This is a genomic window from Pseudomonas sp. LBUM1671, assembly GCF_059695685.1.
Genome location: NZ_CP166782.1, coordinates 2,178,418 through 2,201,484, shown reverse-complemented (window position 1 = coordinate 2,201,484; position 23,067 = coordinate 2,178,418). Strand labels below are relative to the sequence as shown.

Annotated in this window: 23 protein-coding genes; 12 read left to right on the top strand and 11 right to left on the bottom strand. The window is 60.1% G+C overall.

Annotated features, from left to right (window positions below; genetic code table 11):
- The first annotated feature begins 131 nt into the window (after positions 1–131).
- Positions 132–500, top strand: a complete 369-nt coding sequence (locus ACA060_RS10045; protein ID WP_497316954.1) for a VOC family protein — start codon at positions 132–134, stop codon at positions 498–500.
- A 19-nt stretch (positions 501–519) separates the two neighbouring features.
- Here the strand turns inward: ACA060_RS10045 and ACA060_RS10040 are convergent, their stop codons facing one another.
- Positions 520–1,305: a sulfite exporter TauE/SafE family protein gene (locus ACA060_RS10040; protein ID WP_497316953.1), complete on the bottom strand. Its 786-nt coding sequence runs from the start codon at positions 1,303–1,305 to the stop codon at positions 520–522.
- Between the two features lie 255 nt (positions 1,306–1,560).
- The gene (locus tag ACA060_RS10035) at positions 1,561–2,310 is read right to left on the bottom strand and encodes a hypothetical protein (RefSeq protein WP_497316951.1); all 750 of its coding nucleotides are present in this window, start codon (positions 2,308–2,310) and stop codon (positions 1,561–1,563) included.
- 250 nt (positions 2,311–2,560) lie between these two features.
- Between ACA060_RS10035 and ACA060_RS10030 the strand changes: the two genes are divergently transcribed.
- The 3 genes from ACA060_RS10030 to ACA060_RS10020 all read left to right on the top strand — a co-directional run bounded on the left by ACA060_RS10030 (position 2,561) and on the right by ACA060_RS10020 (position 5,294).
- On the top strand, positions 2,561–3,709 hold the full coding sequence (locus ACA060_RS10030; RefSeq protein WP_497316949.1) for an aldose epimerase family protein: 1,149 nt from the start codon (positions 2,561–2,563) through the stop codon (positions 3,707–3,709).
- Between the two features lie 262 nt (positions 3,710–3,971).
- Positions 3,972–4,793 carry an aldo/keto reductase gene (locus ACA060_RS10025; RefSeq protein WP_497316947.1) on the top strand — a complete coding sequence of 274 codons (822 nt, stop codon included), beginning with the start codon at positions 3,972–3,974 and terminating at the stop codon, positions 4,791–4,793.
- A 30-nt stretch (positions 4,794–4,823) separates the two neighbouring features.
- On the top strand, positions 4,824–5,294 hold the full coding sequence (locus ACA060_RS10020) for a DUF1810 domain-containing protein (RefSeq protein ID WP_109629212.1): 471 nt from the start codon (positions 4,824–4,826) through the stop codon (positions 5,292–5,294).
- Here the strand turns inward: ACA060_RS10020 and ACA060_RS10015 are convergent.
- On the bottom strand, positions 5,259–7,619 hold the full coding sequence (locus ACA060_RS10015) for a DNA polymerase II (protein WP_497316945.1): 2,361 nt from the start codon (positions 7,617–7,619) through the stop codon (positions 5,259–5,261). The genes ACA060_RS10020 and ACA060_RS10015 overlap by 36 nt on opposite strands.
- A 332-nt stretch (positions 7,620–7,951) precedes the next feature.
- On the opposite strand from ACA060_RS10015, the gene ACA060_RS10010 reads away from it, so the two are divergent.
- The gene (locus tag ACA060_RS10010; RefSeq protein ID WP_007944798.1) at positions 7,952–8,392 is read left to right on the top strand and encodes a CBS domain-containing protein; all 441 of its coding nucleotides are present in this window, start codon (positions 7,952–7,954) and stop codon (positions 8,390–8,392) included.
- A gap of 198 nt (positions 8,393–8,590) precedes the next feature.
- On the opposite strand, the gene ACA060_RS10005 is transcribed toward ACA060_RS10010, so the two are convergent.
- Positions 8,591–9,214 carry a glutathione S-transferase gene (locus tag ACA060_RS10005; RefSeq protein ID WP_497316943.1) on the bottom strand — a complete coding sequence of 208 codons (624 nt, stop codon included), beginning with the start codon at positions 9,212–9,214 and terminating at the stop codon, positions 8,591–8,593.
- Between the two features lie 158 nt (positions 9,215–9,372).
- Here ACA060_RS10005 and ACA060_RS10000 point away from each other — a divergent pair, with 158 nt between their 5' ends.
- From ACA060_RS10000 to ACA060_RS09990, 3 genes are all read left to right on the top strand, one after another.
- Positions 9,373–9,888 carry a DUF3455 domain-containing protein gene (locus ACA060_RS10000; RefSeq protein ID WP_497316941.1) on the top strand — a complete coding sequence of 172 codons (516 nt, stop codon included), beginning with the start codon at positions 9,373–9,375 and terminating at the stop codon, positions 9,886–9,888.
- Positions 9,889–9,986: 98 nt separating this feature from the next.
- Entirely contained in the window at positions 9,987–10,508 is a 522-nt protein-coding gene (locus tag ACA060_RS09995) for a sigma-70 family RNA polymerase sigma factor (protein WP_497316939.1), read from the top strand.
- Complete coding sequence (locus tag ACA060_RS09990) at positions 10,505–11,224, top strand: anti-sigma factor (RefSeq protein WP_497316937.1); 720 nt, start codon at positions 10,505–10,507, stop codon at positions 11,222–11,224. The genes ACA060_RS09995 and ACA060_RS09990 overlap by 4 nt, the downstream gene beginning before the upstream one ends.
- Positions 11,225–11,230: 6 nt before the next feature.
- Here the strand turns inward: ACA060_RS09990 and ACA060_RS09985 are convergent, their stop codons facing one another.
- Positions 11,231–11,851 carry a cysteine hydrolase family protein gene (locus ACA060_RS09985; RefSeq protein ID WP_497316935.1) on the bottom strand — a complete coding sequence of 207 codons (621 nt, stop codon included), beginning with the start codon at positions 11,849–11,851 and terminating at the stop codon, positions 11,231–11,233.
- A gap of 224 nt (positions 11,852–12,075) precedes the next feature.
- Between ACA060_RS09985 and ACA060_RS09980 the strand changes: the two genes are divergently transcribed.
- Complete coding sequence (locus tag ACA060_RS09980; RefSeq protein WP_083377053.1) at positions 12,076–12,477, top strand: hypothetical protein; 402 nt, start codon at positions 12,076–12,078, stop codon at positions 12,475–12,477.
- A 79-nt stretch (positions 12,478–12,556) separates the two neighbouring features.
- On the opposite strand, the gene ACA060_RS09975 is transcribed toward ACA060_RS09980, so the two are convergent.
- Positions 12,557–13,651 carry a DUF1615 domain-containing protein gene (locus ACA060_RS09975; protein WP_497316933.1) on the bottom strand — a complete coding sequence of 365 codons (1,095 nt, stop codon included), beginning with the start codon at positions 13,649–13,651 and terminating at the stop codon, positions 12,557–12,559.
- Between the two features lie 206 nt (positions 13,652–13,857).
- Between ACA060_RS09975 and ACA060_RS09970 the strand changes: the two genes are divergently transcribed.
- A complete protein-coding gene (locus ACA060_RS09970; protein ID WP_497316931.1) occupies positions 13,858–15,393 on the top strand; it encodes an FAD-dependent oxidoreductase in 1,536 nt (511 codons plus the stop codon).
- Between the two features lie 216 nt (positions 15,394–15,609).
- Here the strand turns inward: ACA060_RS09970 and hemB are convergent, their stop codons facing one another.
- The 3 genes from hemB to ACA060_RS09955 form a co-directional block, all read right to left on the bottom strand.
- Positions 15,610–16,584, bottom strand: coding sequence for a porphobilinogen synthase (gene hemB, locus ACA060_RS09965; protein ID WP_497316929.1), 975 nt, complete (start codon positions 16,582–16,584; stop codon positions 15,610–15,612).
- 240 nt (positions 16,585–16,824) lie between these two features.
- Positions 16,825–17,667, bottom strand: coding sequence for a PhzF family phenazine biosynthesis protein (locus ACA060_RS09960; protein ID WP_497316928.1), 843 nt, complete (start codon positions 17,665–17,667; stop codon positions 16,825–16,827).
- Positions 17,668–17,700: 33 nt separating this feature from the next.
- The gene (locus ACA060_RS09955; protein WP_497316926.1) at positions 17,701–18,399 is read right to left on the bottom strand and encodes a glutathione binding-like protein; all 699 of its coding nucleotides are present in this window, start codon (positions 18,397–18,399) and stop codon (positions 17,701–17,703) included.
- A gap of 354 nt (positions 18,400–18,753) precedes the next feature.
- On the opposite strand from ACA060_RS09955, the gene ACA060_RS09950 reads away from it, so the two are divergent.
- Positions 18,754–19,428, top strand: coding sequence for a histidine phosphatase family protein (locus ACA060_RS09950; protein WP_109629191.1), 675 nt, complete (start codon positions 18,754–18,756; stop codon positions 19,426–19,428).
- Positions 19,429–19,570: 142 nt separating this feature from the next.
- Here the strand turns inward: ACA060_RS09950 and mnmH are convergent, their stop codons facing one another.
- Entirely contained in the window at positions 19,571–20,674 is a 1,104-nt protein-coding gene (mnmH, locus tag ACA060_RS09945; RefSeq protein WP_497316924.1) for a tRNA 2-selenouridine(34) synthase MnmH, read from the bottom strand.
- Positions 20,674–21,708, bottom strand: a complete 1,035-nt coding sequence (gene selD / locus ACA060_RS09940) for a selenide, water dikinase SelD (RefSeq protein WP_497316923.1) — start codon at positions 21,706–21,708, stop codon at positions 20,674–20,676. The genes mnmH and selD overlap by 1 nt, the downstream gene beginning before the upstream one ends.
- Positions 21,709–22,108: 400 nt before the next feature.
- Here selD and ACA060_RS09935 point away from each other — a divergent pair, with 400 nt between their 5' ends.
- A complete protein-coding gene (locus ACA060_RS09935; RefSeq protein ID WP_497316921.1) occupies positions 22,109–23,065 on the top strand; it encodes a nucleoside-specific channel-forming protein Tsx in 957 nt (318 codons plus the stop codon).
- The last annotated feature ends 2 nt before the right edge of the window (positions 23,066–23,067 follow it).

Sequence of the window (23,067 nt, the reverse complement as noted above, 5' to 3'; positions counted from 1 at the left end):
CGTTCCGGGTGACGCACCGCAATTGTGTTCCGCCTTGACCCAAGCTTAGGTCAGGGCGGTCATTGCGCAACAGGCTGAGCTAATCTCATCACTCATAACGATCCACCTGATCCGCCGTGAGGACACCCGCCATGAGCGCTCAGTTAAACCACACCATTGTCTGGTGCCGAGACAAGCAGATCTCGGCCCATTACCTCGCCGAGATCCTCGGCCTGCCCGCTCCCGAGCCGTTCGGGCCGATGCTGGTCGTCAAGTTCGACAATGGCGTGTCGCTGGATTTCTATGACAACGACCCGCCCATCGCTTCCCAGCACTATGCGTTTTTGATCGGCGGTGAGGATTTCGATGCGGCCTTCGCACGCCTGCAAGCGCGCAAGCAACCCTGGTGGGCTGATCCCGGCAAGCAACGGCCGTACGAGATCAACGATTACGGCGGTGGCCGGCGGGTTTATTTCGATGACCCGGACGGGCATCTGCTGGAGATTCTCACACGGCCCTGATGCGGCAAGCCGTGCTGGCTCAGAACGCCAGTTTGTAGCCGATCAGCACCAGCATCGTGGCCAGGCACGGACGCAGCACTTCGTCAGAGATGCGACCGGTCAAGTGACTGCCCAGGTAAATCCCCGGCAGCGAACCGATCAGCAAGTAACCCAGCACATGCCAATCCATGTTGCCCATGCTCGCGTGGCCCAGGCCGGCGACCAGGGTCAGGGGCACGGCGTGGGCGATTTCCGTGCCGACGAGGCGGCGCGTCGGCAGCAGCGGATAGAGGATGAACAGCGCTACGGTGCCGAGGGCGCCGGCACCGATCGAGGTCAGCGCGACCATGGTGCCCAGGACCAGGCCGGTGATGACCGTCAGAAAATTCAGGCGCGAACCGCTGGGGTTGTAATGGCCACCAGCCCGTTTGTGGGCGAAGTCGAGCAGGCGTTTCTTGAAGAAAATCGCCAGTGCCGTGGCAAACAGTACGAAGCCGAGCGCCTGTTTGATGACGGCGTTCATCGCATCGGGTGAAGTCTGCAAACTGCTGAGGAACCACAGCGTCAGCGCCACCGCCGGCACACTGCCGAGAGTAAGCCAACCGGTAATCGCCCAGTCGATGTTGTTGTTCTTGCGATGGACCAGCACACCGCTGGATTTGGTAATGGCCGCGTACAGCAAGTCGGTGCCCACCGCCGTGGCCGGATTGATCCCGAACCACAACAGAATCGGGGTCATCAACGACCCACCGCCCACGCCAGTCATGCCGACGATAAAGCCGACGACCAATCCTGCAACCACCAACCCGAAGTTAACGAAATCCATTAACACGCCCGCAAAAAAAGCATGAAAAAACTGGCCCGCAGCATAGCGATTTTTCTTATAACCACTTATATCGATGCGGACTATCGTTATTCCACAACACTCGATGAGTCAGGTGTACTCAATTCCCTGTGGGAGCGGGCTTGCTCGCGAAAGCGGACTGTCAGCCAACAATTTTGTTGAATGTTCGACCGCATTCGCGAGCAAGCCCGCTCCCACAAGGGGATCTGCTGTGTCAGTGAGTGCGGTGGGGTTGATTTACTGCACCGGCAAGAAATTCAAGAACAGCAAGCTCTGGGCGTAGTTCAGACCGATCCGCCGGTAGCGCTCGTCCAGCATCTGCGTCAGCAGGTCCAGCCGCGCGACGATCTTGCCGAACTCCACGGCAAAACTGAGGTTGCTGCCCTCCTCCGAAATTTCGTTGGAGAACAACAAAGGCTCACCCTTCTTGTTTTGCCGCTGGCTCAGGATCCAGGTGGCTTTCTCGATATTTCGCGCAGCGTTGTTGACGAAGGTCGGGTTGATCGCATCGGTCATGTAGAACTCGAGGCGATTACCGTGGGCCGTGACCAACATGCTGCCGATGGCGTAGATGAAGGCGCCGACCCGGTCGCCGAGAAACTCCGGGCTCATGGCATAACTCAGCGCGGCAAGGTCTTTCTTGCCACCCAGGGTGGGCAGCGGCTGTTGTTGTTCGATGGCCAGGCGCACTTGCTTGCCTGCGGTGCGGGCGTCGAGGAAGCCGGATTTTTTCAACTCGTCCGGGTTGCGCAGGTAGAGCTTGCTCATCAGCAAGTAGAGGCTGTCGAGGTTGTCGCGCATCGCCAGGGTCGCCATGCGGTCGACGCTGGTCTGGAGGAATTCCTGGGGGCTGCCCTCGCGGAACTGGCTGACGAAGTCGCTGCCCTGTTGCTGGCTGCAACCGCTGGCGAAGAGCATCGACAGGCTGGCCAGCAGCAGGCATTGGCGACGGATTGATGAAGTGAAACAGGGTAAAACTCGAGCCATGGGTGCTTGAACTTGGGCATTGGCCGGCGGTGGGGATCGCCGCAGGCTGGCCAAGGATAGAGCCGCCAAAGCTGAAAAAGTGCAGTGCCGATGGTCCGTAAACCTTGGCGCCCAGAACGACTACCACCACATTAGTCATACTTTTTAATTGAAACACGTTGCACATAAGCTATAAATTCTTCCTTGATCGCCTGTCAAATCGATCATTAGTATGACTACATACCAAAAACAACAAGAAGGAAGGTCAACCATGCTGCAATCCCGACACCTGCTCTCCGGCCTCGGACTGTCCCTGATGATCGCCACCCTCACCGCTCAAGCGGCTGGCCTGTCCAGCGAACACAAAGCCTTCGGCAAGACCAACGACGGCACCCCCGTCGAGCAATACGTCTTGCGAAACAGCCATGGCCTGCAAGCCACGGTCATCACCTACGGCGGCATCTTGCAGTCGCTGAAAGTACCGGACAAAAACGGCAAGCTCGACGATGTGGTGTTGGGTTTCGACGATGTGCAGGGCTATCAGAGCGGCACCGCGTACTTTGGCGCGACCATCGGGCGTTTCGGCAATCGCCTGGCCAACGGCGCGTTCGAACTGGATGGCAAACGCTATCAGGTGCCGCTCAACGACGGCTCCAACTCGCTGCACGGTGGCCCGCAGGGGTTTGACAAGCATGTGTGGAAAGCCCAGGCGAACAAAGGCAAGGATTCGGTGGGCGTGACCCTGACGTATCTGTCGGCGGACGGTGAAATGGGCTTCCCCGGCAACCTCAAAACCGAGGTCACCTACAGCCTCACCGAGAACAACGAGTTGCGCATCGACTACAAGGCCAGCACCGATAAACCCACCGTGCTGAACCTGACCAACCACAGCTACTTCAACCTCGCCGGCGCCGGCAACGGGGATGTGCTGAAACAGCTTGTCACCCTGCATTCGACCCACTACACGCCGGTCACCGCCAAGCTGATTCCGACCGGCGAACTGGCTCCGGTCGCCGGTACGCCGATGGACTTCACGCAGCCCACCGCCATTGGTAAAAACATCAAGGCCGATCACCCGCAACTGAAATTCGCCGAGCCCAAACAAGGTGGTTTCGATTTCAACTGGGCGCTGGACGCCAAGGGTGACGTTGGCAAACTGGCCGCCGATGTCAGTGATCCGCAATCGGGGCGCCGCTTGCAGCTCTACACCAGCGAACCCGGCGTGCAGTTCTACACCAGCAACTTCCTCGATGGCACGGTCAAGGGCAAGGGTGGCAAGGTTTATCCGCATTGGGGCGCGTTCACGCTGGAGACTCAGCACTATCCCGACTCGCCAAACCAGCCGGACTTCCCGTCCACGCGACTCGACCCGGGTAAAACCTATACCCAGAGCACCGTGCTGAAGTTTTCGGCTAACTAAACCTCCGGCATCACTCGATGCAGCTTCCGAGCCTGCCCCACCTGTGGGAGCGGGCTTGTGTGGCGAGGGGATTTATCCCCGTTCGGCTGCGAAGCAGTCGTCAAACCTGCAAGCGCTTTACGTCAGAAGGAATGTAGGGGGCCGCTTCGCAGCCCAACGGGGATAAATCCCCTCGCCACAGGGCAGCTACACATCTACGGAACCACCGGGCTATTCTGCTGCCAACCAGAGAGCACTTATCGATTGGAAAAAGGAGGTTTTCATGCGGACCCTCGAATTGGCCGGCGTCAACGTACCGGTCATCGGCCAAGGCACCTGGCGCATGGGCGAAGATCCCTCGCAATACAGCAAGGAAGTCGCCGCGCTGCGTCTGGGCATCGAGTTGGGCATGACCCTGATCGACACCGCCGAGATGTATGCCGAAGGCGGCGCCGAGGAAGTGGTGGGTGAAGCCATCGCCGGTCTGCGCGACAAGGTCTTTCTGGTCAGCAAGGTCTACCCGCACAACGCCAGCCGCAAAGGCATCCCCCAGGCCTGCGAACGCAGCCTGCGCCGTCTGAATACCGACTACATCGATTTATACCTGCTGCACTGGCGCGGCCAGTATCCGCTCGCGGAAACCGTCGAAGCCTTCGAACGCCTGCGTGAAGAAGGCAAGATCGGCCGGTGGGGCGTGTCCAACTTCGACGTCGACGACCTGGAGGAATTGAACGCACCGGCCTGCGCCACCAACCAGGTGCTGTACAACCTGGAAGAGCGCGGCATCGAATTTGACCTGTTGCCCTGGTGCCAACAGCATCGGCAGCCGTTGATGGCATACTGTCCTATCGGTCAGGGAGGAACGATGCTGGCTCATACGGCGCTCAAGCAGATCGCCACCCATCACGCCGTGACGCCGGCTCAAGTAGCACTGGCATGGATTCTGCGACAAAGAGACGTGATCGCCATCCCCAAGGCGGTCAGACCTGAACATGTGCAACTGAATGCGCAGGCCGCGCAATTGCGGCTCGAAGACGAGGACCTGAAGGCGCTGGACCACGCGTTTCACGCGCCACAACGCAAGCACCGGTTGGCCATGGTCTAAGCCATCGCGGTACTGTCAGAGGGCTTCTGCATGAGAAGCACTGATCAGCTCGACGACTTCAATTTGCCACGCTTTGTGCAAGCGCAAGACCCGGTGTTCGAGTGGGTCCAGGAAGAGTTGAAAGCCGGCCGCAAGCGCCGGCACTGGATGTGGTTCGTCTTTCCGCAATTCGCCGGACTGGGCGGTAGCGAGATGTCCCGACATTATGCAATCCGTTCCCGCGAAGAAGCCGCGGCCTACCTTGAACATCCAAAGCTGGGCGCCCGCCTGCGAACCTGCACGCAATTGGTCCTGGACAGCAAACAGCGCACGATTACCGAGATTTTCGGACATCCCGACAACCTCAAGTTTCACTCGTCGATGACCCTGTTCGCCCAGATCGCCCCCAAAGGCAGCGTGTTCCATAAGGCACTGGATCAGTATTTCCACGGCATACGGGATGACTGGACGCTGCAGCTGCTGGACTCAAAACAGGCCCAGTTGCCCACCAATCAAGGTTGAGAAGTCGTCGTCCACGAAGGGCAGAATTGCATCCGCCACCGGCTGCAATTGCCGGGTGACGTAATGGTCGTAGTCGATGGGCGCGCTGCGAATCTCCAGCGGCTCGGGTCCGGCGACGCTGATCACGTAGCTGATCCAGCCGCCGTTCTGGTATTGCCGGGGGCGGCCCTGCTGATCGTTGTAGTCATCGGCGATCCGCGCTGCGCGAACGTGGGGCGGCACGTTACGCTCATAATCGTCCAGGGTACGGCGCAGGCGCTTGCGATAGATCAGGCGGTCGTCGAACTCGCCGGCCAGGGTTTTGCGCACGTAGTCGCGCACATAATCCTGATACGGCTGGCGATGGAAAATCCGCGAGTACAGCTCCTGCTGGAATTGCCGGGCCAACGGCGACCAGTCGGTGCGCACGGTTTCCAGGCCCTTGTAGACCATTTCGTCAGTGCCATCGGCGCGGGTGACCAGCCCTGCGTAACGCTTCTTGCTGCCCTCCTCGGCGCCGCGAATGGTCGGCATCAGAAAGCGTTTGTAGTGGGTCTCGAACTGCAACTCCAAGGCACTTTCCAGACCGTATTCCTGCCGCACATGCTTACGCCACCAGTGGTTGACGTGGTCCACCAGCGCGCGGCCGATCTGCGCGGCTTCTTCCTGGCCATGAGCACGACGCAGCCAGACGAAGGTCGAGTCGGTGTCGCCGTAAATCACCGTGTGCCCCTGTGCTTCGATCAATTGCCGGGTGCGCAGCATGATCTCGTGGCCACGCAAGGTGATGGACGAGGCCAGTCGCGTATCGAAGAAGCGGCAGCCGCTGGAACCGAGCACGCCATAGAAGGCGTTCATGATGATCTTCAGCGCTTGCGACAGCGGCGCGTTGTGTTCGCGCTTGGCGGTCTCGCGGCCTTCGGCCACCCGGGCGACGATCGACGGCAGGCAGTGCCGGGTCCTGGAAAAACGCGCGCCACGGAAACCCGGTACGGACTCGCTGTCATCGGGATGCTGCAAGCCTTCGATCAGCCCGACCGGGTCGATCAGGAAGGTGCGGATGATCGACGGATAGAGACTTTTGTAGTCGAGCACCAGCACCGACTCGTACAGACCCGGTTGCGAGTCCATGACAAAACCGCCGGGGCTGGCCTGCGCAGGCTTGTTCCCCAGGTTCGGCGCCACGAATCCCTGGCGGTGCATCAGCGGCATGTACAGGTGGGTGAATGCCGCCACCGAACCGCCGCTGCGGTCCGCCGGCAAACCGGTGACACTGGCGCGTTCCAGCAGGAACGTCAGCAATTCGGTCTTGGCGAAAATCCGCGTTACCAGCTCGCAGTCCTTGAGGTTGTACGTGGCGAGTGCCGGTTTGTCCTCGGCGAACATGCGATTGATTTCGTCCATGCGCTGGTACGGCGTGCTGATCGCCTTGCCCTCGCCGAGCAGGGTTTGCGCGACGTTTTCCAGACTGAACGAGGGGAAGCTCCAGGTCGCCGAGCGCAGGGATTCGATGCCGTCGATGATTAACCGGCCAGCGGCCGAGGCGAAGTAATGGTTGCGGCTGCCGTGCTCGCGCCACTGCATTTCTTCACCGCCACGCCCCAGTTTCAGCGGGACGCCCAGCTGCCGGGCGTGCTGGTGCAGCACCCGCAAGTCGAACTGCACGACATTCCAGCCGATGATCGCGTCGGGGTCATGGCGGGCGAACCACTCGTTGAGCTTTTTCAGCAGCACGGTGCGGGAGTCGCAGTAATCGAGCTGGAAATCCACCGCGCTGTCGTCGCCATTCGGCGGGCCAAGCATGTAGACCTGGCGCTCGCCGCAGCCTTCCAGGGCGATGGAATACAACTCGCCCTGAGCGGTGGTTTCGATGTCCAGGGACACCAGCCGGAGGTTGGGCCGGTAGGCGGGAGCCGGTTTCATCTGTGCGTCGAGCAGCAGACCGTCGTCGCCTGGCGTGCCGCCGAACAGCACGGGTGCGGTAATGAAGCGCTCCATCATGTAGCGTTCCGGCGGGCGCACGTCGGCCTCGAACATCTCGACGCCTGCTTTGCGCAGCGCGGTTTCCAGGCGCATCAACTGACCGTGTTGCTGGCAATACAGGCCGAGTACCGGGCGGTGCTCGAAGTCCTGAAGGGCCAATGGCTTTAGCTCGACATTTTTTTCGCCGCGCAAAACGGCTTCGGCCTGCTCGCGCTGGACAGCCGGGATGAACGCCACCGACGGTTGATGAGGCAGACGGATACGCTGGGGACCGGTGTCCGTCGCCAGCCAGAACTCGACGTGCGTACCGGCCGGGGTGTCGCGCCAATGCCGGGTCAGGACGAAACCCTGCTGTAAATCCACCACTGCAACCTCAAGATTTGATTCAGGCGGCAATTCTACGCGTCATTGCGGGGGATAGCCCCATCTCGAAGCTGATGCAATCCCTGTAGGAGCGAGCCTGCTCGCGAAAGCGGTGGGTCAGCCAATACGAGTGTCGACTGTTACGCCGCTATCGCGAGCAGGCTCGCTCCCACAGGGTTGAGTGGAGCTCATGGATTAGGGAAAAACTTCAGGTTTTCCGAATAAAAACCGCTGAATGGCGTTTTTTGCGCGTTATCTGCCGCTTTCTGCCTTGCCCTCTGCGCTCGGGTCTACGATTCTTCAAGAACAACGACAACACCTGAGAAGCCATCATGAAAACCGTCGCCCAACTGCTCAAGTTGAAAGATCAGAAAAATCAGGAAGTGCACCAGATCAAACCCGATCACATGGTGCTGGAAGCCCTGATGAAGATGGCCGAAAAGAACGTCGGCGCCTTGCTGGTGGTGGAGAATGACGAAGTGCTGGGCATCATCAGCGAGCGGGACTACGCGCGCAAACTGGTGCTGCATGGCCGTTCTTCGGTGGGCACGCCGGTTCGCGACATCATGGTGTCGCCGGTCATCACCGTGGACACCCATCAAACCGTCGATACCTGCCTGGGCATCATGTCCGACAGACGCCTGCGCCACCTGCCAGTGGTGGAAAACGGCAAGTTGATCGGCTTGCTGTCAATCGGCGACCTGGTCAAGGAAGCCATCGCCGAACAGGCTGAATTGATTCGCCAGTTGGAGCAGTACATTCGCGGCGAGTGATTCCAACACACCACCTATCCCCTGTGGGAGCGAACTGTGGCGAGGGGATTTATCCCCGTTCGGCTGCGAAGCAGTCGTAAAACCTATGCAAGTGGTTTACCTGAATGACGGCGGCTGCAGGTTTTGGGGCCGCTTCGCGACCCAACGGGGATAAATCCCCTCTCCACAGGTCGCTCCCACATTGGGTTGGTGGTGTTTTCAGGTTGGCCAGTGGCGGGCGAAGACGGGGGCCAGCGTGGGATGGCGGTCGATGCGTGTCAGCCAGGCATAAAAACCGGGTCGGGCATTGCGCAGATGCTCGCGACTGCCCGCCCACCGCGTCACCACTGCCGCCAGCACATCCAGTGCGCCAGGCGTCTCGTCGTCCAGATACAACTCGCCCGAGAACTGATCGGCAAACACTTCCCAACTCCAATGCAACCGCCGGCGGGCGCCGGTCATGAGGTTTTCCATGGCTGATTGATTCGCCTCGATCAGCCAGCGCTCGGGGTAATCGATGATGCCGATGGCCGCGTAGCAATTGCTGACGATGTACACCAGGCCGCGAATGGCCTGATCCCGCTCGGCGGGGGTTTTCGACAGCAGGTTCGACTCGGGAAACGCCAGCGCCAGATGAATCAGGATCGCCGCGCTCTCGGTGAGAATGCTGCCGTCGGGCAGTTGCAAGGTGGGAATCTGCTTGAGCGGGTTGAGTTTCTCCAGGGCTTTGGCTGCCTCCGCAGACGACTCGACGTCGATGAAGCGATAAGGGATTTCACAGAGCTCGAGGGCGGCTTCTATCGCGGCGGCGCCGGAGTTCTGGTGTCCGTAGAGCTGATACATAAGCACCCCCCTTCAAGATTGTCTCGTTGTAGCCTCTGATACTGACCATGCTGGAAAATTTCTTTTTATACCACTGCATCCAAATCGCTTTCCGATGGGTAGTACCTGTAGCAGCCCTGAGGTTGCCGAGCAGATTACTCATTTACGGAGCGCTATTCATGAACGCCAGACAGCTGATTTGCCTTGCCGGTTTGTTCGTCGCAGGTTCCATAGCCTACGCCCAGCCAGGCGTGCCCGACAGCATCAAGGTCCCGGACGGGCACAAGGTCGCCCTCGAAACCACCGGTGTCGGCGAGATTACTTACGAATGCAAGATCAATCCTGCCGGCCAGACCGAATGGTTGTTTGTCGGCCCCAAAGCGGTACTCAATGATCGCAGCGGCAAACAGATCGGCACCTATTTCGGGCCGCCAGCTACCTGGCAGGCGAAAGATGGCTCGAAAGTCACCGGCACCCAGTTGGCTGTCGCGCCTTCGAGTCCGGGCAACCTGCCCTACCAACTGGTCAAGGCCAATCCGGCTGAAGGCAAAGGTGCGATGACCGGCGTCAGCTACATCCAGCGCGTCGCCCTCAAAGGTGGCGTGGCCCCGAGCACTGAATGTTCGACCGCCAACAAGGGCAAGCAAGAAGTGGTGAAGTACCAGGCGGATTACATTTTCTGGGCGGCCAACTGAAGCAAGGCCTGCGGAAAATTGGTCTACGCTGCTCAACACTGGCCCCGGTCCTGTGGCCCGGGGCTGCGACCCATTATTGACGGCTGAATACAGTGTCCTTGCCCGAGACTCTTTTCGATTACGAAGCCCACCTCGCCGCCTGCGCCCGCGGTGAACGTCAGGCCCTGCGTGATTTGTATGTGCAGGAGAGTCAGCGCCTGCTGGGCGTTGCCAAACGCCTGGTGCGTGACACTGCGCTGGCGGAAGACATCGTCCACGACGCCTTCATCAAGATATGGAATGGCGCCGCGCAGTTCGATCCGGCGCGAGGCTCGGCGCGGGGCTGGATGTTCAGTTTGACGCGGCATCTGGCACTGAACTTCATCCGTGACAACAGCCGCGAGATTCAAAGCGATTTCGATGAGGTGGAGGACACCGCAACACTCGATGCTGAGGCTCATTCGGGGCGCATTCATCACTGCCTGGAACAACTGGACCCTGCAAGGCGCGTCTGTATCCTGCATGCCTACGTCGACGGGTATTCTCACGCTGAAATCTCACACAAACTCGGCACCCCGCTGGGCACCGTCAAAGCCTGGATCAAGCGGAGCCTGACGGCATTGCGGGAGTGCATGGGATGATCAGCAAACCAACGAATGAAACCCCGGAAGAACTCGATGAACTGGCCAGCGAATATGTGTTGGGCACACTGTCGGCAGAGCTTCGCACTCAGGTCCGGCAGCGCCTGCGCGACGAACCTGAGTTACGGGCTGCCGTGGACGCCTGGGAACGTCGACTGCTCGGCCTGACCGATCTGGCCGCGCCTCACCCGCCGTCACCCCACCTTTGGCAGCGTATCGAGCGCAGCGTGAATAACGTGAATCGGCCGACTTCGCCTGTCGCGGCTCAGTCTTCATCCTGGTGGAATCTGTTGCCGCTCTGGCGCGGGCTCGCCGGTGCAGGTCTGGCTGCCACGTTGCTGCTCGGCGCATTGATGCTGACGCAGACCACCGTCAAGCCGACTTACCTGGTGGTGTTGGTCGGCCCCCAGGACAAGGCACCGGGCTGGGTGATCCAGGTCAGCAACCCGCGGGAAATCCAGCTGATTCCGCTGGGCATCGTCGAAGTCCCGGCCGACAAGGCGCTGGAGTTCTGGACCAAGGCCGACGGCTGGCAAGGACCGGTGTCTCTGGGGTTGGTCAAACCGGGCCAGACGCTGTCCATCCCGCTCGACAAATTACCGCCACTGCAACCCAACCAGCTGTTCGAACTGACTCTGGAAAATCCGCAGGGCTCACCGATCGGCAAGCCGACCGGGCCGATCCAATTCATCGGTCGGGCAGTGAAAGTCATCTGACCGCGATCAGCCGAGCGCCGCGATCAACTCCGCCGTCGTGACAATCGAGTGGGCATAGGTCGGTCCGTTGATCTCGTGCGCGGCGTGCATCGCCTCGGTACTGAAAGCGGCGGTGGCGTCGCGCACCAGCGTCACGTGATAGCCCAGTTCAGCGGCGAATCTGGCGGTGCTTTCGATGCACGTATTGGCGAGCATTCCCACCACCACGACCTTGTCGATCCCGTGTTGTTTGAGCAGGTAGTCCAGATCGGTGTTGGCAAAACCACTGCCGCCCCAGTGTTCCTTGACGATCACGTCACCGGCCTTGGGCTGAAAGTCCGGATGCCACTCACCGCCCCAGGTCCCGAGCGCAAACACTTGCGCACGGCTGGCACCTTGTTGATAGGGGCTCGGGTGTTTCCAGCGCGCCAGTTCATCAGGCTCGGCGCGGTGATGCGGAACGTAGAAAACCTGGATGCCGGCCTTGCGAGCGGCCGCCACCACGGTTTTCAGATTGGCCAGCGTGCCTACGCTGTCAGCCACCGGTTGCGCGCGGCCATGGAGTTTGCCGCCTTCGCTAAGGAAGTCGTTGTAAGGATCCACCAGCAGCAGGCCGGTGTGGGCGGGAACATAGGCACTGGCATTCATGGTCAACTCCTCAAGGGCAAAGGCACGCGCCAGCTATCCAGTGTAGAAGCGCCGCTCAATCCAAACGCGACCATCCGACGACTGAACCATCACGCCCACGAGGGGGTATCGCGCGACCTATCATTGCCGTCGATGTTCACCATCACCTCAATGAAGTTCTCATAAAAAATCCGCAGCGTAAGATCGGCTCCATACCAAACAACTACACCCCGGAGCACACCATCATGAAACGCCAAATCCTTCTCAGCATCGCTTTCTCGGTTTTCGCAGTTAACGCTTTCGCCGCTTCTTCTGCTCACCCGGTTGTCGCTGAAGGCGGCTCGGATCGTCTGATTGAAAGCCGTGTGGCTGAAGGTGGTTCCGACCGCCTGATCGAAAACCGCGTCGCTGAAGGTGGTTCGGATCGTCTGATCGAAAACCGCGTCGCTGAAGGTGGTTCGGATCGTCTGATCGAAAACCGCGTCGCTGAAGGTGGTTCTGATCGTCTGATCGAAAACCGCGTCGCTGAAGGTGGCTCGGATCGTCTGATCGAGAATCGCGTCGCTGAAGGTGGTTCCGACCGTCTGATCGAAAACCGCGTTGCTGAAGGTGGCTCTGACCGCCTGATCGAAAGCCGCGCTGCATAAATGATTGGTTTTACCGCAGTACTCGACGAAAAACCCGGCCTTATCAGCCGGGTTTTTTACGCCTGTTTTTTGCGACCGATCACTTGCCCGCCCGCGTCATGCATCGCTGATAACGCTCATCGACCCGCTTGGCAAACCACGCTGTCGTGAGTTTGCGCGTGATTTTCGGGCTTTGCAGCACGATTCCCGGCAACACCGCCCTAGGTAACCGCCGACCTTCCGCCTGCTCGGCCAGGTCGAACACCCGCGAATAGAGCTGGGTATCTTCGAACTGGAGGTTTTTGCCCTCCTCCAATTGATCCCGAATGGTCGTGTTACGCATGCCCAGTTGCTTGCCAAGGGTGCGCACTGCCTCTTCCGTGGTGCCGGGCATGATCGAGTCGTAGCGCACCAGATCGCCATCGAGCGCCAAAGGGATACCTGATGCACGACTCACCGCGTTCTGAAACGCCGCATTGCGGCTGGCGTACCAGCCGGCATTGAAATCGGCGAAGCGATACAGCGGTTGCTTGTAGCTCACGGGGTACCCGAGCAAGTGAGCAATGCCGAAGTACATGCCGCCGCGACGGCTGAACACTTCACGACGGATCGAGCCGTCCACCGGATACGGATAATCCCGCGCCTGCTGCTCGGCAAAATCGATGCTGACCTGCATCGGCCCACCGGTGTGCACCGGGTTGAGCCCTGCAAACAAGGTTCGCCCCATGGGCACAATGCCGATGAAGTCATCGAAAATCGCGCTGAGCTCTTTTTCGCTGCGCGCCGCATTCAACCGGTCGCTGTAGCTTTTACCGTTGGATGAACTGACCTGCAGTGCACCGCTGACCAGCAGGCTGGGGATATGCACTTTGGCGGCACGACGGTCGATCTCTTCGCGGGCAATCTTGCCCAGGCCCGGCACGGGTGGGTCGACCTGAAAGGTCGATTCTTGCTCGGTGACCGCGAGTACCGAACACAGGTTTTGCGTGGACGGATAGATGTTCTGCGCGGCGAAAGCAGCGTAGATGTCCGTGGCCCAGCCTTGGCGGTCGACGGTTTTCGCCGGCAGCAGGCGCACGATCTCGGCCTTGACCTCGGCGGGTTTTCGGGCCGGCAACTCCTGAGTGCGCTGGGTGCCGCAACCGGCCAGCACCAGCAATGCAGCGACGCTCATGATCAATCGATTGGCTTGCATGGTGCTCCATCAACGCTGCTGAACCGGGTTAACCATACGACCAAAGGCATGGCGCAGGCTATGACTCCTGCCGCAACGCCCCGTTCCCCTTGCCCGGCATCTCCCCGCCACTTCACGGTTGCGGGGCCTTTTTCCGTTGGGCGGCCGGCCTTTTCATATGCCCGTGCTAGACCATACTGGAGCCACACACCGAGGAGGACAGGCTCATGAACCGTAGTGACGTACTGATCGTCGGCGCTGGCCCGACCGGGCTGGTACTGGCGCTGTGGCTGAGCAAACTGGGAATTCGGGTACGGATTATCGACAAGACGTCGGCCCCCGGCACCACGTCGCGGGCGCTGGCGGTCCAGGCGCGGACGCTGGAGCTTTATCGCCAGCTCGACCTCAGCAATGCCGTGGTACAGAAAGGTCATCGAGTGGACGCGGCGAATTTCTGGGTCAAGGGCGAGCCCGTGGCGCGCCTGCCATTGACCGGTATCGGCGAGGGGCTGACGCCTTACGCGTTTCTCGAGATGTTCCCTCAGGACGAACACGAACAGTTGCTGATTGAACGCCTCGAAGGGTTCGGCATCAAGGTCGAGCGCAACACCGAACTGGAAAATTTTGAAGAAACCGGCGATGGCATCAGCGCAAGGTTGCGCTTACCCGATGGCCAGCAGGAAATCTGCCAGGCGTGTTATCTGGCGGGTTGCGACGGCGCCCGGTCAATCGTGCGCAAAACCCTGGACACCGGTTTTCCCGGCGGCACCTACCAGCAGATTTTCTACGTGGCCGACGTCCAGGCTCGCGGGCCGACGTTCAACGGTGAACTACACCTGGACCTGGATGAAGCGGACTTTCTCGCGGTGTTTCCGTTAGCCGGTGAAGGCCGCGCCCGCTTGATCGGCACCGTGCGCGACGAGCGCGCCGACCGTGCTGAGACCCTGCAATTTGAGAACGTCAGCAGCCGGGCCATCGAGCATATGAAGGTGCAGATTGATCAGGTGAACTGGTTCTCGACTTATCGGGTGCATCACCGCGTGGCGGATCACTTTCGCAACGGTCGCGCCTTTCTATTGGGCGACGCCGCGCACGTCCACAGCCCGGCGGGCGGCCAAGGCATGAACACCGGGATCGGCGATGCCATCAACCTGGCCTGGAAACTGGCGGCCGTCTTGAGCGGCGGAGCCACGGCCACGCTGCTCGACACCTACGAAACCGAACGCATCGCTTTTGCCCGAAAACTGGTGGCCACCACTGACCGGGTGTTCACCTTCGTCACCGCCGAAGGGCGTCTGGCCGATTTGCTGCGCACCCGTCTGGCGCCGTTCCTGATTCCGAAAATGGCCTCATTCGAGACCTCCCGCGAGTTTCTGTTTCGCACCGTGTCGCAGATCACCCTGAACTATCGTGGGACGGCGTTGAGCACGGGTGTCGCCGGCCATGTTCATGGCGGCGATCGCCTGCCCTGGGCCCACGACGGCGCGGGAGACAATTTTGAATCGCTGAAGTGTCTGACCTGGCAAGTGCATGTGTATGGCGACACCAGCGACGAAATGATCGCCTGGTGCCACGAGCATCACGTGCCGTTGCACGTGTTCGACTGGCGGCCGGCGTTTGAAGCAGCGGGGTTGGGGCGTAACGGGTTTTATCTGCTGCGCCCGGATACCTATGTGGCGATTGCCGACAACTCGGCCGATCCCAAGGTGATTGAGCGGTATTTCAAGGAGCACGAGATCCGGCCGTTTTTTGGTTCGCTCTGATTCAGTACAGTCCAAATGTGAGACCAGGCTTTTGTGGCGAGGGGATTTATCCCCGTTCGGCTGCGAAGCAGTCGTAAAACCATTGTTTGCGGTGTGTCTGATACACCGCAGTGTTCGATTTGGGGCTGCTTCGCAACCCAACGGGGATAAATCCCCTCGCCACAAAAGCCCCACCACCACAAAAGCCCGCTCCCACAGGGGGATAGATGGTGGGGTTTAGATCCCGGCCAGGGCCAGGTCCATCGCGAAGTAGGTGAAGATCAGGTCCGCCCCCGCCCGCTTGATCGCCCCAAGGCTTTCACGTACCACGCGATCCTCATCAATCGCCCCGGCCTGTGCGGCGAACTTGATCATCGCGTACTCGCCGCTGACCTGATACGCCGACAGCGGCAAACGCGAAACTTCGCGGATGTCGCGGATGATGTCCAGGTACGCGCCGGCCGGCTTGACCATCAACGCATCGGCGCCTTCCTGCTCGTCCATCAGCGACTCGCGCACCGCTTCGCGGCGGTTCATCGGGTTCATCTGGTAGCTTTTGCGGTCGCCTTTGAGCGCGCTGCCGCCGGCTTCGCGGAACGGGCCGTAAAGCGCGGACGCGAACTTGGTCGAATAGGCCATGATTGCAGTCTGGGTGAAACCGGCTGCGTCGAGTGCCCGGCGAATGGCCTGGACCTGCCCGTCCATGGCCGCTGACGGAGCAATCACATCCGCACCGGCCCGGGCCGCCGCCACCGCTTGTTTGCCGAGGCTGATCAGGGTCTGGTCGTTGTCGACTTCGTGGTTGTGCATCACGCCACAATGGCCGTGATCGGTGTATTCGCAAAAGCAGGTGTCGGACATCACGATCATCTCCGGCACCGCATCCTTGGCAATACGCGACATGCGCGACACCAGGCCGTTGTCGCTCCAGGTATCACTGCCGCTGCTATCCAGATGATGGGACACGCCGAACGTCATCACCGACTTGATCCCGGCCCGGGCATAGCGCTCGATCTCGCCAGCCAGTTTCGACTCCGGAATGCGCATCACGCCCGGCATGCTTTTGATCGGCACGAAATCATCGATTTCTTCCTCGACGAAAATCGGCAGCACCAGGTCGTTCAGGCTGAACTCGGTTTCCTGGAACAGGCTGCGCAGGCTCGCATTGCGGCGCAAACGGCGTGGACGTGCTTCGGGGAACTGACTGGACATGAGGGGTTCCTGAAAAACGGAGGACGAGACGAAAGTCATAGGAGGCGAAGCTTATGCCCTGCGAGGCGCGGGGTACAAACCTCAAGCACAGAACACACCGTTACCGGTTCGGCAACAATCGCGCGTCCAGTACAAAACCCTGTGGGAGCGGGCTTGCCCGCGATGGCGGTGTATCAGTCAATACTCGTGTCGACTGACACGACGCCATCGCGGGCAAGCCCGCTCCCACAGGGTTAAGGGTTAAAGCGTCAATGTGCCGCTTATGCAGGTCACCACAGACCCGCCAATCCAGATCTCATCCCCCACCTGCTCCACCTGAATGCGCCCGGCGCGGCCCATGGTCAGGCCCTGGCTGACCACGTAAGCCGACGGCGCCAGCCCTTCAGCAAGCAACCACTGCGCAATCCCGGCGTTCAGGCTTCCGGTGGCCGGGTCTTCCGGCATGCCGTCGCCGGAGATGAACGCGCGCACTTCAAACTGCGCGTCATCGCCATCGCGCTCGGGGTGCCACGGCGCGATCACACCGACGGCCAGGCCCAGCATTTGTGAATGATCCGGCTGCAAATCCAGGACCTGCTGGCGGTCCTCGACCATCACCGCCAGCCAGCCAGCGCCATTATCGACCCACTGCGCCCGGACAATCGCACCCGGCTCCAACCGCAGGCCACGGCGCACGCGCTCAACCACGTCAGCGTCCACCGGCCCGGTCTTGATCAGTGGCGGTGCAAGAAAGGCCAGCTCAGCGCCTTGCCTGCGGACCCGCACCAGACCGACACCGCACTCCTGAATGATCTCCTCGCCCTTGGGCACGCCACCGGCTTCAAGCCATGCGTGGCAAGTGCCCAAGGTCGGGTGACCGGCGAACGGTAACTCGTTGAGGGTGGTGAAGATCCGTACCCGATAGTCGGCGCGAGGGTCGCGCGGTTCGAGGATGAACGTGGTTTCGCTGAGGTTGGTCCAGGTCGCGAACGCCGCCATGCGTTCATCGCTGAGCCTGTCTGCACCGAACACGACCGCCAACGGATTGCCCTTGAGCGCAACCCGGCTGAAGACATCCACTTGCTTGAAATCGAATGAGCTCATTGCCTGCCTTGGTCTTGAGAAAGTCGAAGAGGTTTACTTGGGAATTTCCAACCCGCGGATCACCGCCGGCCGCGCCAGGAAACGCTCCAGTACGCGTGTGACATTGGGGAAATCCTTGATGCCCACCAGATCGCCAGCTTCATAGAAGCCGATCAGGTTGCGCACCCACGGAAAGGTCGCGATGTCGGCGATGGTGTAGCGTTCGCCCATGATCCAGTCGCGTCCTTCCAGACGGCCATCCAGCACTTTGAGCAGGCGCTTGCTTTCGTCGACGTAACGGTCACGCGGACGCTTGTCTTCGTAGTCCTTGCCGGCGAATTTGTTGAAGAAACCGAGTTGGCCGAACATCGGCCCGATGCCGCCCATCTGGAACATCAACCACTGAATCGTCTCGTAACGCGCCGCCGATTCCTGCGCCAGCAACTGGCCGCTCTTGTCGGCGAGGTAAATCAGGATCGCGCCGGATTCGAACAACGACAGGGGTTTGTCATCGGGACCGTGGGGGTCGAGGATCGCCGGGATCTTGTTGTTGGGGTTCAGCGACAGAAACGCAGGGGACATTTGATCGTTGGTGTCGAAGCCCACGCGATGGGGCTCGTAAGGCAGACCGATCTCTTCGAGCATGATCGACACCTTGACGCCGTTGGGGGTCGGCAAGGAGTACAGCTGGATCCAGTCTGGGTATTGAGCCGGCCATTTGTGGGTAATCGGGAACGCGGACAGATCGGTCATGGGAGCATCCACAGGGAAAAGTAGCGCTGATCATAATGGAGGAGCCGGCTTTTTTCGTATCAATCTTGCTGATGAACAAGATCAAAACATTGCAGTCTTTCTTCGGCGCCTCTACGTGTACCGTGTCCATAAATCCGCAACATCCTGTCGATAACCTCTGCTCCAACCCATACAAGGTAACCGGTACATTGCGGCGCACTCGCCGGAATCGAACCAAATGGGCTTCAGAGGACTCTGAGAACTGCCCTTTCGGAAACGGACCGGCCCAACGACATGGAAAACACCCGATGCTGGGAGCTCGTGGTGTAAAGGTTTGTCAGCCTTAACCAAATGCGCTGAAGATCACCTATTCAAATGATGAACCTTTTGAAATTTGCCAATCGCTTCAAGCAACGTGCGTATGTCGTCCTGCCCTCCCTGCTGGCGGTGAGCGCGTTGTTCCTTTCCCTGGAGTCCAGCGAGAGCCGCGCCCAACCGGCAGACGGCACCCAGACCCTGGTGTTCCTGCGTCACGCGGAAAAACCCGAAGGCGGCCTGGGCCAGCTCAACTGCCAGGGCCTGAACCGCGCCATCGATCTGGCCACCTTGCTGCCGGAAAAATTCGGCAAGGCCAATTACGTCTTTGCCGCCAACCCGACCCGCAATGTCGAGGAAGGCGAACTGGACAATTCCTACAGCTACATCCGCCCGCTGATGACCATCAGCCCCAGCGCGATCAAGCTCGGCTTGCCAGTGAACATCAACTTTTCGGCCAACGACACCAGCGACCTGGCGGACGAATTACTCCACGACAAGTATCACAACTCGGTCATCTACACGGCCTGGTCCCACGGTTACCTGCCCGAGCTGATCAACAAGGTCGCGGGCGACGCGGTCGGCAAGAAACAGAAGATCACTGAAGACTGGGAGTCGAGCGACTACGACTCGCTGTTTGTGCTCACGCTGACGTGGCACAACGGCAAGGCGAGTCTGCAAAGCCACAGTTATAAGCAAGGGCTGGATAATGGACGGGAGACGTGTCCGACTTAAGCTGTCGGGCCCCTTCCCGGCATTAAAGTTTATAGCGCCTGTTTGGGCCTCATCGCGGGCAAGCCCGCTCCCACAGGGATCCGTGGTGAACACAAACCCTGTGGGAGCGGGCTTGCCCGCGATGAGGCCGGCAAAAACAACGTTATCCTCGCTGGATAGCACGCTCGCGCAGGTACTCAAGAACCGCGCCCTTCTCCCCGACAAACTCAATCCGCGCGCCCTTCTTCTCCCGCTGAAACGCATACATCGGATCGTAATATTCACGCAGCAACCCTTCGATCCAGCCCCGGTGCAAATCCACCACCCCGCTATTCGCCTGCTCCGCCAGCGCGTCTTCCATCAGGGTCAACATCCGCCGGTGCCGTTCACCGCCCAGACGCTTCTGCACGTTGTTCAGGCTCTCCAGCAGACGCTCGGAAAACAGCGCAAAACCCTCATCGCCATGCACGCTGATGAATTCGGCACACAGGTCCACGACGTAATCGCGCAAGATCCGTTCGACCCGCCCTTGCAGACTGTCTTCCAGCCAGACCATCGGGAACTGCTGCATGCCTTGAAACAGCGGCAACGGCAACGCGCAGCTTCCGATCGCGCGGCTTTCGTCTTCCAGCACAAACTGCTCGATGCCATGGGCGCGCTTCTTCAGCACGTCCACCGCCAGGCGGTTTTCAAAGTCGATATTGGAGGGTTGGCCGGTGGCACGTTTGCCGAAGCTGGAACCGCGATGATTGGCGTGACCTTCAAGGTCCAGGCCGTTGCGCAGCTGCGTGAGCACCTCGGTCTTGCCGGTGCCGGTCATGCCGCCCAGCAACACGAAATCGCACTGGGCAACGGCTTGATCGATCGTGTCCAGCAGGAAGCTGCGCATCGCCTTGTAGCCGCCACCGACGCGTGGATAGTCGATGCCGGCCTCGTCCTTGAGCCACTGCTGGACGATCTGCGAACGCAAGCCGCCGCGAAAACAATACAGATAACCCTCAGGATGCGCCCGGGCAAATTCGGCCCAGGCCTGGATGCGTTCGGCCTTGATCTCGCCGGACACCAGTTGATGCCCCAGGGTGATCGCCGCTTGCTGGCCGTGTTGTTTGTAGCAGGTGCCGATCCGCTGCCGCTCGTGGTCATTCATCAGCGGCAGATTGACCACACCGGGGAATGCACCCTTGTGGAATTCGACCGGCGCGCGGGCATCCATCATCGGCCGGTCGTTGAGGAAGATGTCGCGGTAATCGGTGAAGTCGATTGACATCAATACACCTCGACCGCGTTGGTCTGTCGCTCAACCAGCTCACCGATCGGCTCAAGGGACAGGCCCAGTTCGCTGGCCACTTTGAGGAACTGTTCGTTGCCTTCCGGCGTGACCGCAACCAGCAGGCCACCGCTGGTCTGCGGATCGCACAGCACCCGTTTATGCAGTTCCTGCACGCGCCCGACCTTGCTGGCGTAGCTGTCGAAATTACGCAAGGTGCCGCCCGGTACGCAGCCCTGATCGAGGTAATACTCGACACCCGGCAGACGCGGCACACGGTTGTATTCGATGCGCGCGGTGACGTTGCTGCCATCGGCCATTTCCACCAGGTGCCCCAATAAACCGAAACCGGTGACGTCGGTCATCGCGGTTACGCCGTCGAGCTTGCCGAAGCGGCTGCCGGGTTTGTTCAGGGTGCACATCCAGTCGCGGGCCAGGCCGATGTCGGCCGTGCGCAACTTGCCCTTCTTCTCGGCGGTGGTGAGGATGCCGATGCCCAACGGTTTGGTCAGATAGAGCAGGCAGCCGGCGGTGGCGGTGTCGTTGCGCTTCATGTGGCGTTTTTGCACAAGCCCGGTCACCGCCAGGCCGAAAATAGGCTCCGGCGCGTCGATGGAATGCCCACCGGCCAACGGAATACCCGCCTCGTCACACACCGAGCGACCGCCGCGAATCACTTCCCGGGCAATCTCCGGCGCCAGCACATTCACCGGCCAGCCGAGGATCGCAATCGCCATCAACGGATCACCGCCCATGGCGTAGATATCGCTGATGGCATTGGTGGCGGCGATGCGGCCGAAATCGAACGGGTCATCGACGATCGGCATAAAGAAGTCGGTGGTCGAGACCACGCCGCGTTCGTCGTCGATCGCATACACCGCCGCGTCATCGCGCGAAGCGTTGCCGACCCAGAGTTTGGGGTCCAGATTCTGCGCCCCGCTGCCGGCCAGAATCACCTCCAGCACCTGCGGCGAAATCTTGCAGCCACAGCCTGCGCCGTGGCTGTATTGAGTCAGACGAATCGGCTCGCTCATGGGGGAATAACCTCGTGAAGACAATGGGGGCGAGTCTAGCATTGGCGGCCAATCCAAGGCGCAACACCTTGTGGCGAGAGGATTTATCCCCGTTCGACTGCGAAGCAGTCGCGAAATCAAGCAATGCGGTGTATCAGATAGACCGTGCGTTCAGGTTTTACGACTGCTTCGCAGCCGAACGGGGATAAATCCCCTCGCCACAAAGCTGCTACAGAAGCGTCAGCCCGCGTACCTGACCAAAACGACAATAAAAACTCTGAATTCATCTATTTTTCATGGAATTGAAATAATTGGCATCTCTTGTGCAAACGTTTGCGAGTCGCTGATACAGACGTTTTCGCGACATTACTGCGCAAGCCCGAAGAATCGGGCCTTCGATCCGCACGAAAAGGGACTTTTAATGCACCGCACGTCCAGCCGCGTGACTTGCTCGCGCACCTTTGCTGTTTCCTTGCTGTTGGCCAGCGTTACAGGACTACTCAGCAGCACCGTTTTGGCGCAACCCGCCCCCGCCGAAGAATCCGCCCAGGGCGAAACCCTCAGCCCCGAAGCCAGCCCGCCGAAAAAAGGCGTCTACCTGTCGGACTGGTTCAACCAGGACCTGACCGTCATCGGCAGCAAAGACATCAGTTTCGGCCCGCAACCGGCCGACGACATTTACCTGGAGTACGAGTACTTCGGGCGCAAGGGGCCGTTCGAGTTGTACGGCTACATCGACATCCCGAAGATCTTCGACATCGGCAACAGTCATGACAAAGGCGCATGGGACCACGGTTCACCGGTGTTCATGGAGCACGAACCGCGCATCTCCATCGACTACCTCGCCGGCCGCAGCCTGGCCATCGGGCCGTTCAAGGAATGGTACGTGGCGTTCGACTGGATCTACGACCACGGCAGCAACAGCGCCAACCGCGCCAATACGCTGTACAGCGGCCTGGGCACCGACATCGACACCCACTCGCGAGTCAATCTGTCGGCGAATTTCTACGGGCGTTATCAGTGGGAAAACTACGGCGCCAGCAACGAGTATTCGTGGGACGGCTACCGCGCCCAACTCAAATACATCGTGCCAATCAGCAGTTTCAGCAACGGGGCGTCGCTGACGTACATCGGCTTTACCAACTTCGATTTCGGCTCGGACCTGCACAAGGACAACCCGGCCCGCACCGCCAACGCCACCGTCGCCACCAACGTGTTGCTGTACTCGTTCACCCATTTGCGCTTCACCCTGGTCGGCCGTTATTTCCACAACGGCGGCAACTGGGACGATGGCAGCGAGTTGAATTTCGGCGACGGCGACTTTCGCGCTCGCTCCAATGGCTGGGGTTACTACGCCGGCATCGGTTATCAGTTTTGAGG

Bases quoted from the DNA above. Each gene is read 5' to 3' on its own strand.
- ACA060_RS10045 (WP_497316954.1), top strand. From the start codon at position 132: ATGAGCGCTCAGTTAAACCACACCATTGTCTGGTGCCGAGACAAGCAG.
- ACA060_RS10040 (WP_497316953.1), bottom strand. From the start codon at position 1,305: ATGGATTTCGTTAACTTCGGGTTGGTGGTTGCAGGATTGGTCGTCGGC.
- ACA060_RS10035 (WP_497316951.1), bottom strand. From the start codon at position 2,310: ATGGCTCGAGTTTTACCCTGTTTCACTTCATCAATCCGTCGCCAATGC.
- ACA060_RS10030 (WP_497316949.1), top strand. From the start codon at position 2,561: ATGCTGCAATCCCGACACCTGCTCTCCGGCCTCGGACTGTCCCTGATG.
- ACA060_RS10025 (WP_497316947.1), top strand. From the start codon at position 3,972: ATGCGGACCCTCGAATTGGCCGGCGTCAACGTACCGGTCATCGGCCAA.
- ACA060_RS10020 (WP_109629212.1), top strand. From the start codon at position 4,824: ATGAGAAGCACTGATCAGCTCGACGACTTCAATTTGCCACGCTTTGTG.
- ACA060_RS10010 (WP_007944798.1), top strand. From the start codon at position 7,952: ATGAAAACCGTCGCCCAACTGCTCAAGTTGAAAGATCAGAAAAATCAG.
- ACA060_RS10005 (WP_497316943.1), bottom strand. From the start codon at position 9,214: ATGTATCAGCTCTACGGACACCAGAACTCCGGCGCCGCCGCGATAGAA.
- ACA060_RS10000 (WP_497316941.1), top strand. From the start codon at position 9,373: ATGAACGCCAGACAGCTGATTTGCCTTGCCGGTTTGTTCGTCGCAGGT.
- ACA060_RS09990 (WP_497316937.1), top strand. From the start codon at position 10,505: ATGATCAGCAAACCAACGAATGAAACCCCGGAAGAACTCGATGAACTG.
- ACA060_RS09985 (WP_497316935.1), bottom strand. From the start codon at position 11,851: ATGAATGCCAGTGCCTATGTTCCCGCCCACACCGGCCTGCTGCTGGTG.
- ACA060_RS09980 (WP_083377053.1), top strand. From the start codon at position 12,076: ATGAAACGCCAAATCCTTCTCAGCATCGCTTTCTCGGTTTTCGCAGTT.
- ACA060_RS09975 (WP_497316933.1), bottom strand. From the start codon at position 13,651: ATGCAAGCCAATCGATTGATCATGAGCGTCGCTGCATTGCTGGTGCTG.
- ACA060_RS09970 (WP_497316931.1), top strand. From the start codon at position 13,858: ATGAACCGTAGTGACGTACTGATCGTCGGCGCTGGCCCGACCGGGCTG.
- hemB (WP_497316929.1), bottom strand. From the start codon at position 16,584: ATGTCCAGTCAGTTCCCCGAAGCACGTCCACGCCGTTTGCGCCGCAAT.
- ACA060_RS09960 (WP_497316928.1), bottom strand. From the start codon at position 17,667: ATGAGCTCATTCGATTTCAAGCAAGTGGATGTCTTCAGCCGGGTTGCG.
- ACA060_RS09955 (WP_497316926.1), bottom strand. From the start codon at position 18,399: ATGACCGATCTGTCCGCGTTCCCGATTACCCACAAATGGCCGGCTCAA.
- ACA060_RS09950 (WP_109629191.1), top strand. From the start codon at position 18,754: ATGATGAACCTTTTGAAATTTGCCAATCGCTTCAAGCAACGTGCGTAT.
- mnmH (WP_497316924.1), bottom strand. From the start codon at position 20,674: ATGTCAATCGACTTCACCGATTACCGCGACATCTTCCTCAACGACCGG.
- selD (WP_497316923.1), bottom strand. From the start codon at position 21,708: ATGAGCGAGCCGATTCGTCTGACTCAATACAGCCACGGCGCAGGCTGT.
- ACA060_RS09935 (WP_497316921.1), top strand. From the start codon at position 22,109: ATGCACCGCACGTCCAGCCGCGTGACTTGCTCGCGCACCTTTGCTGTT.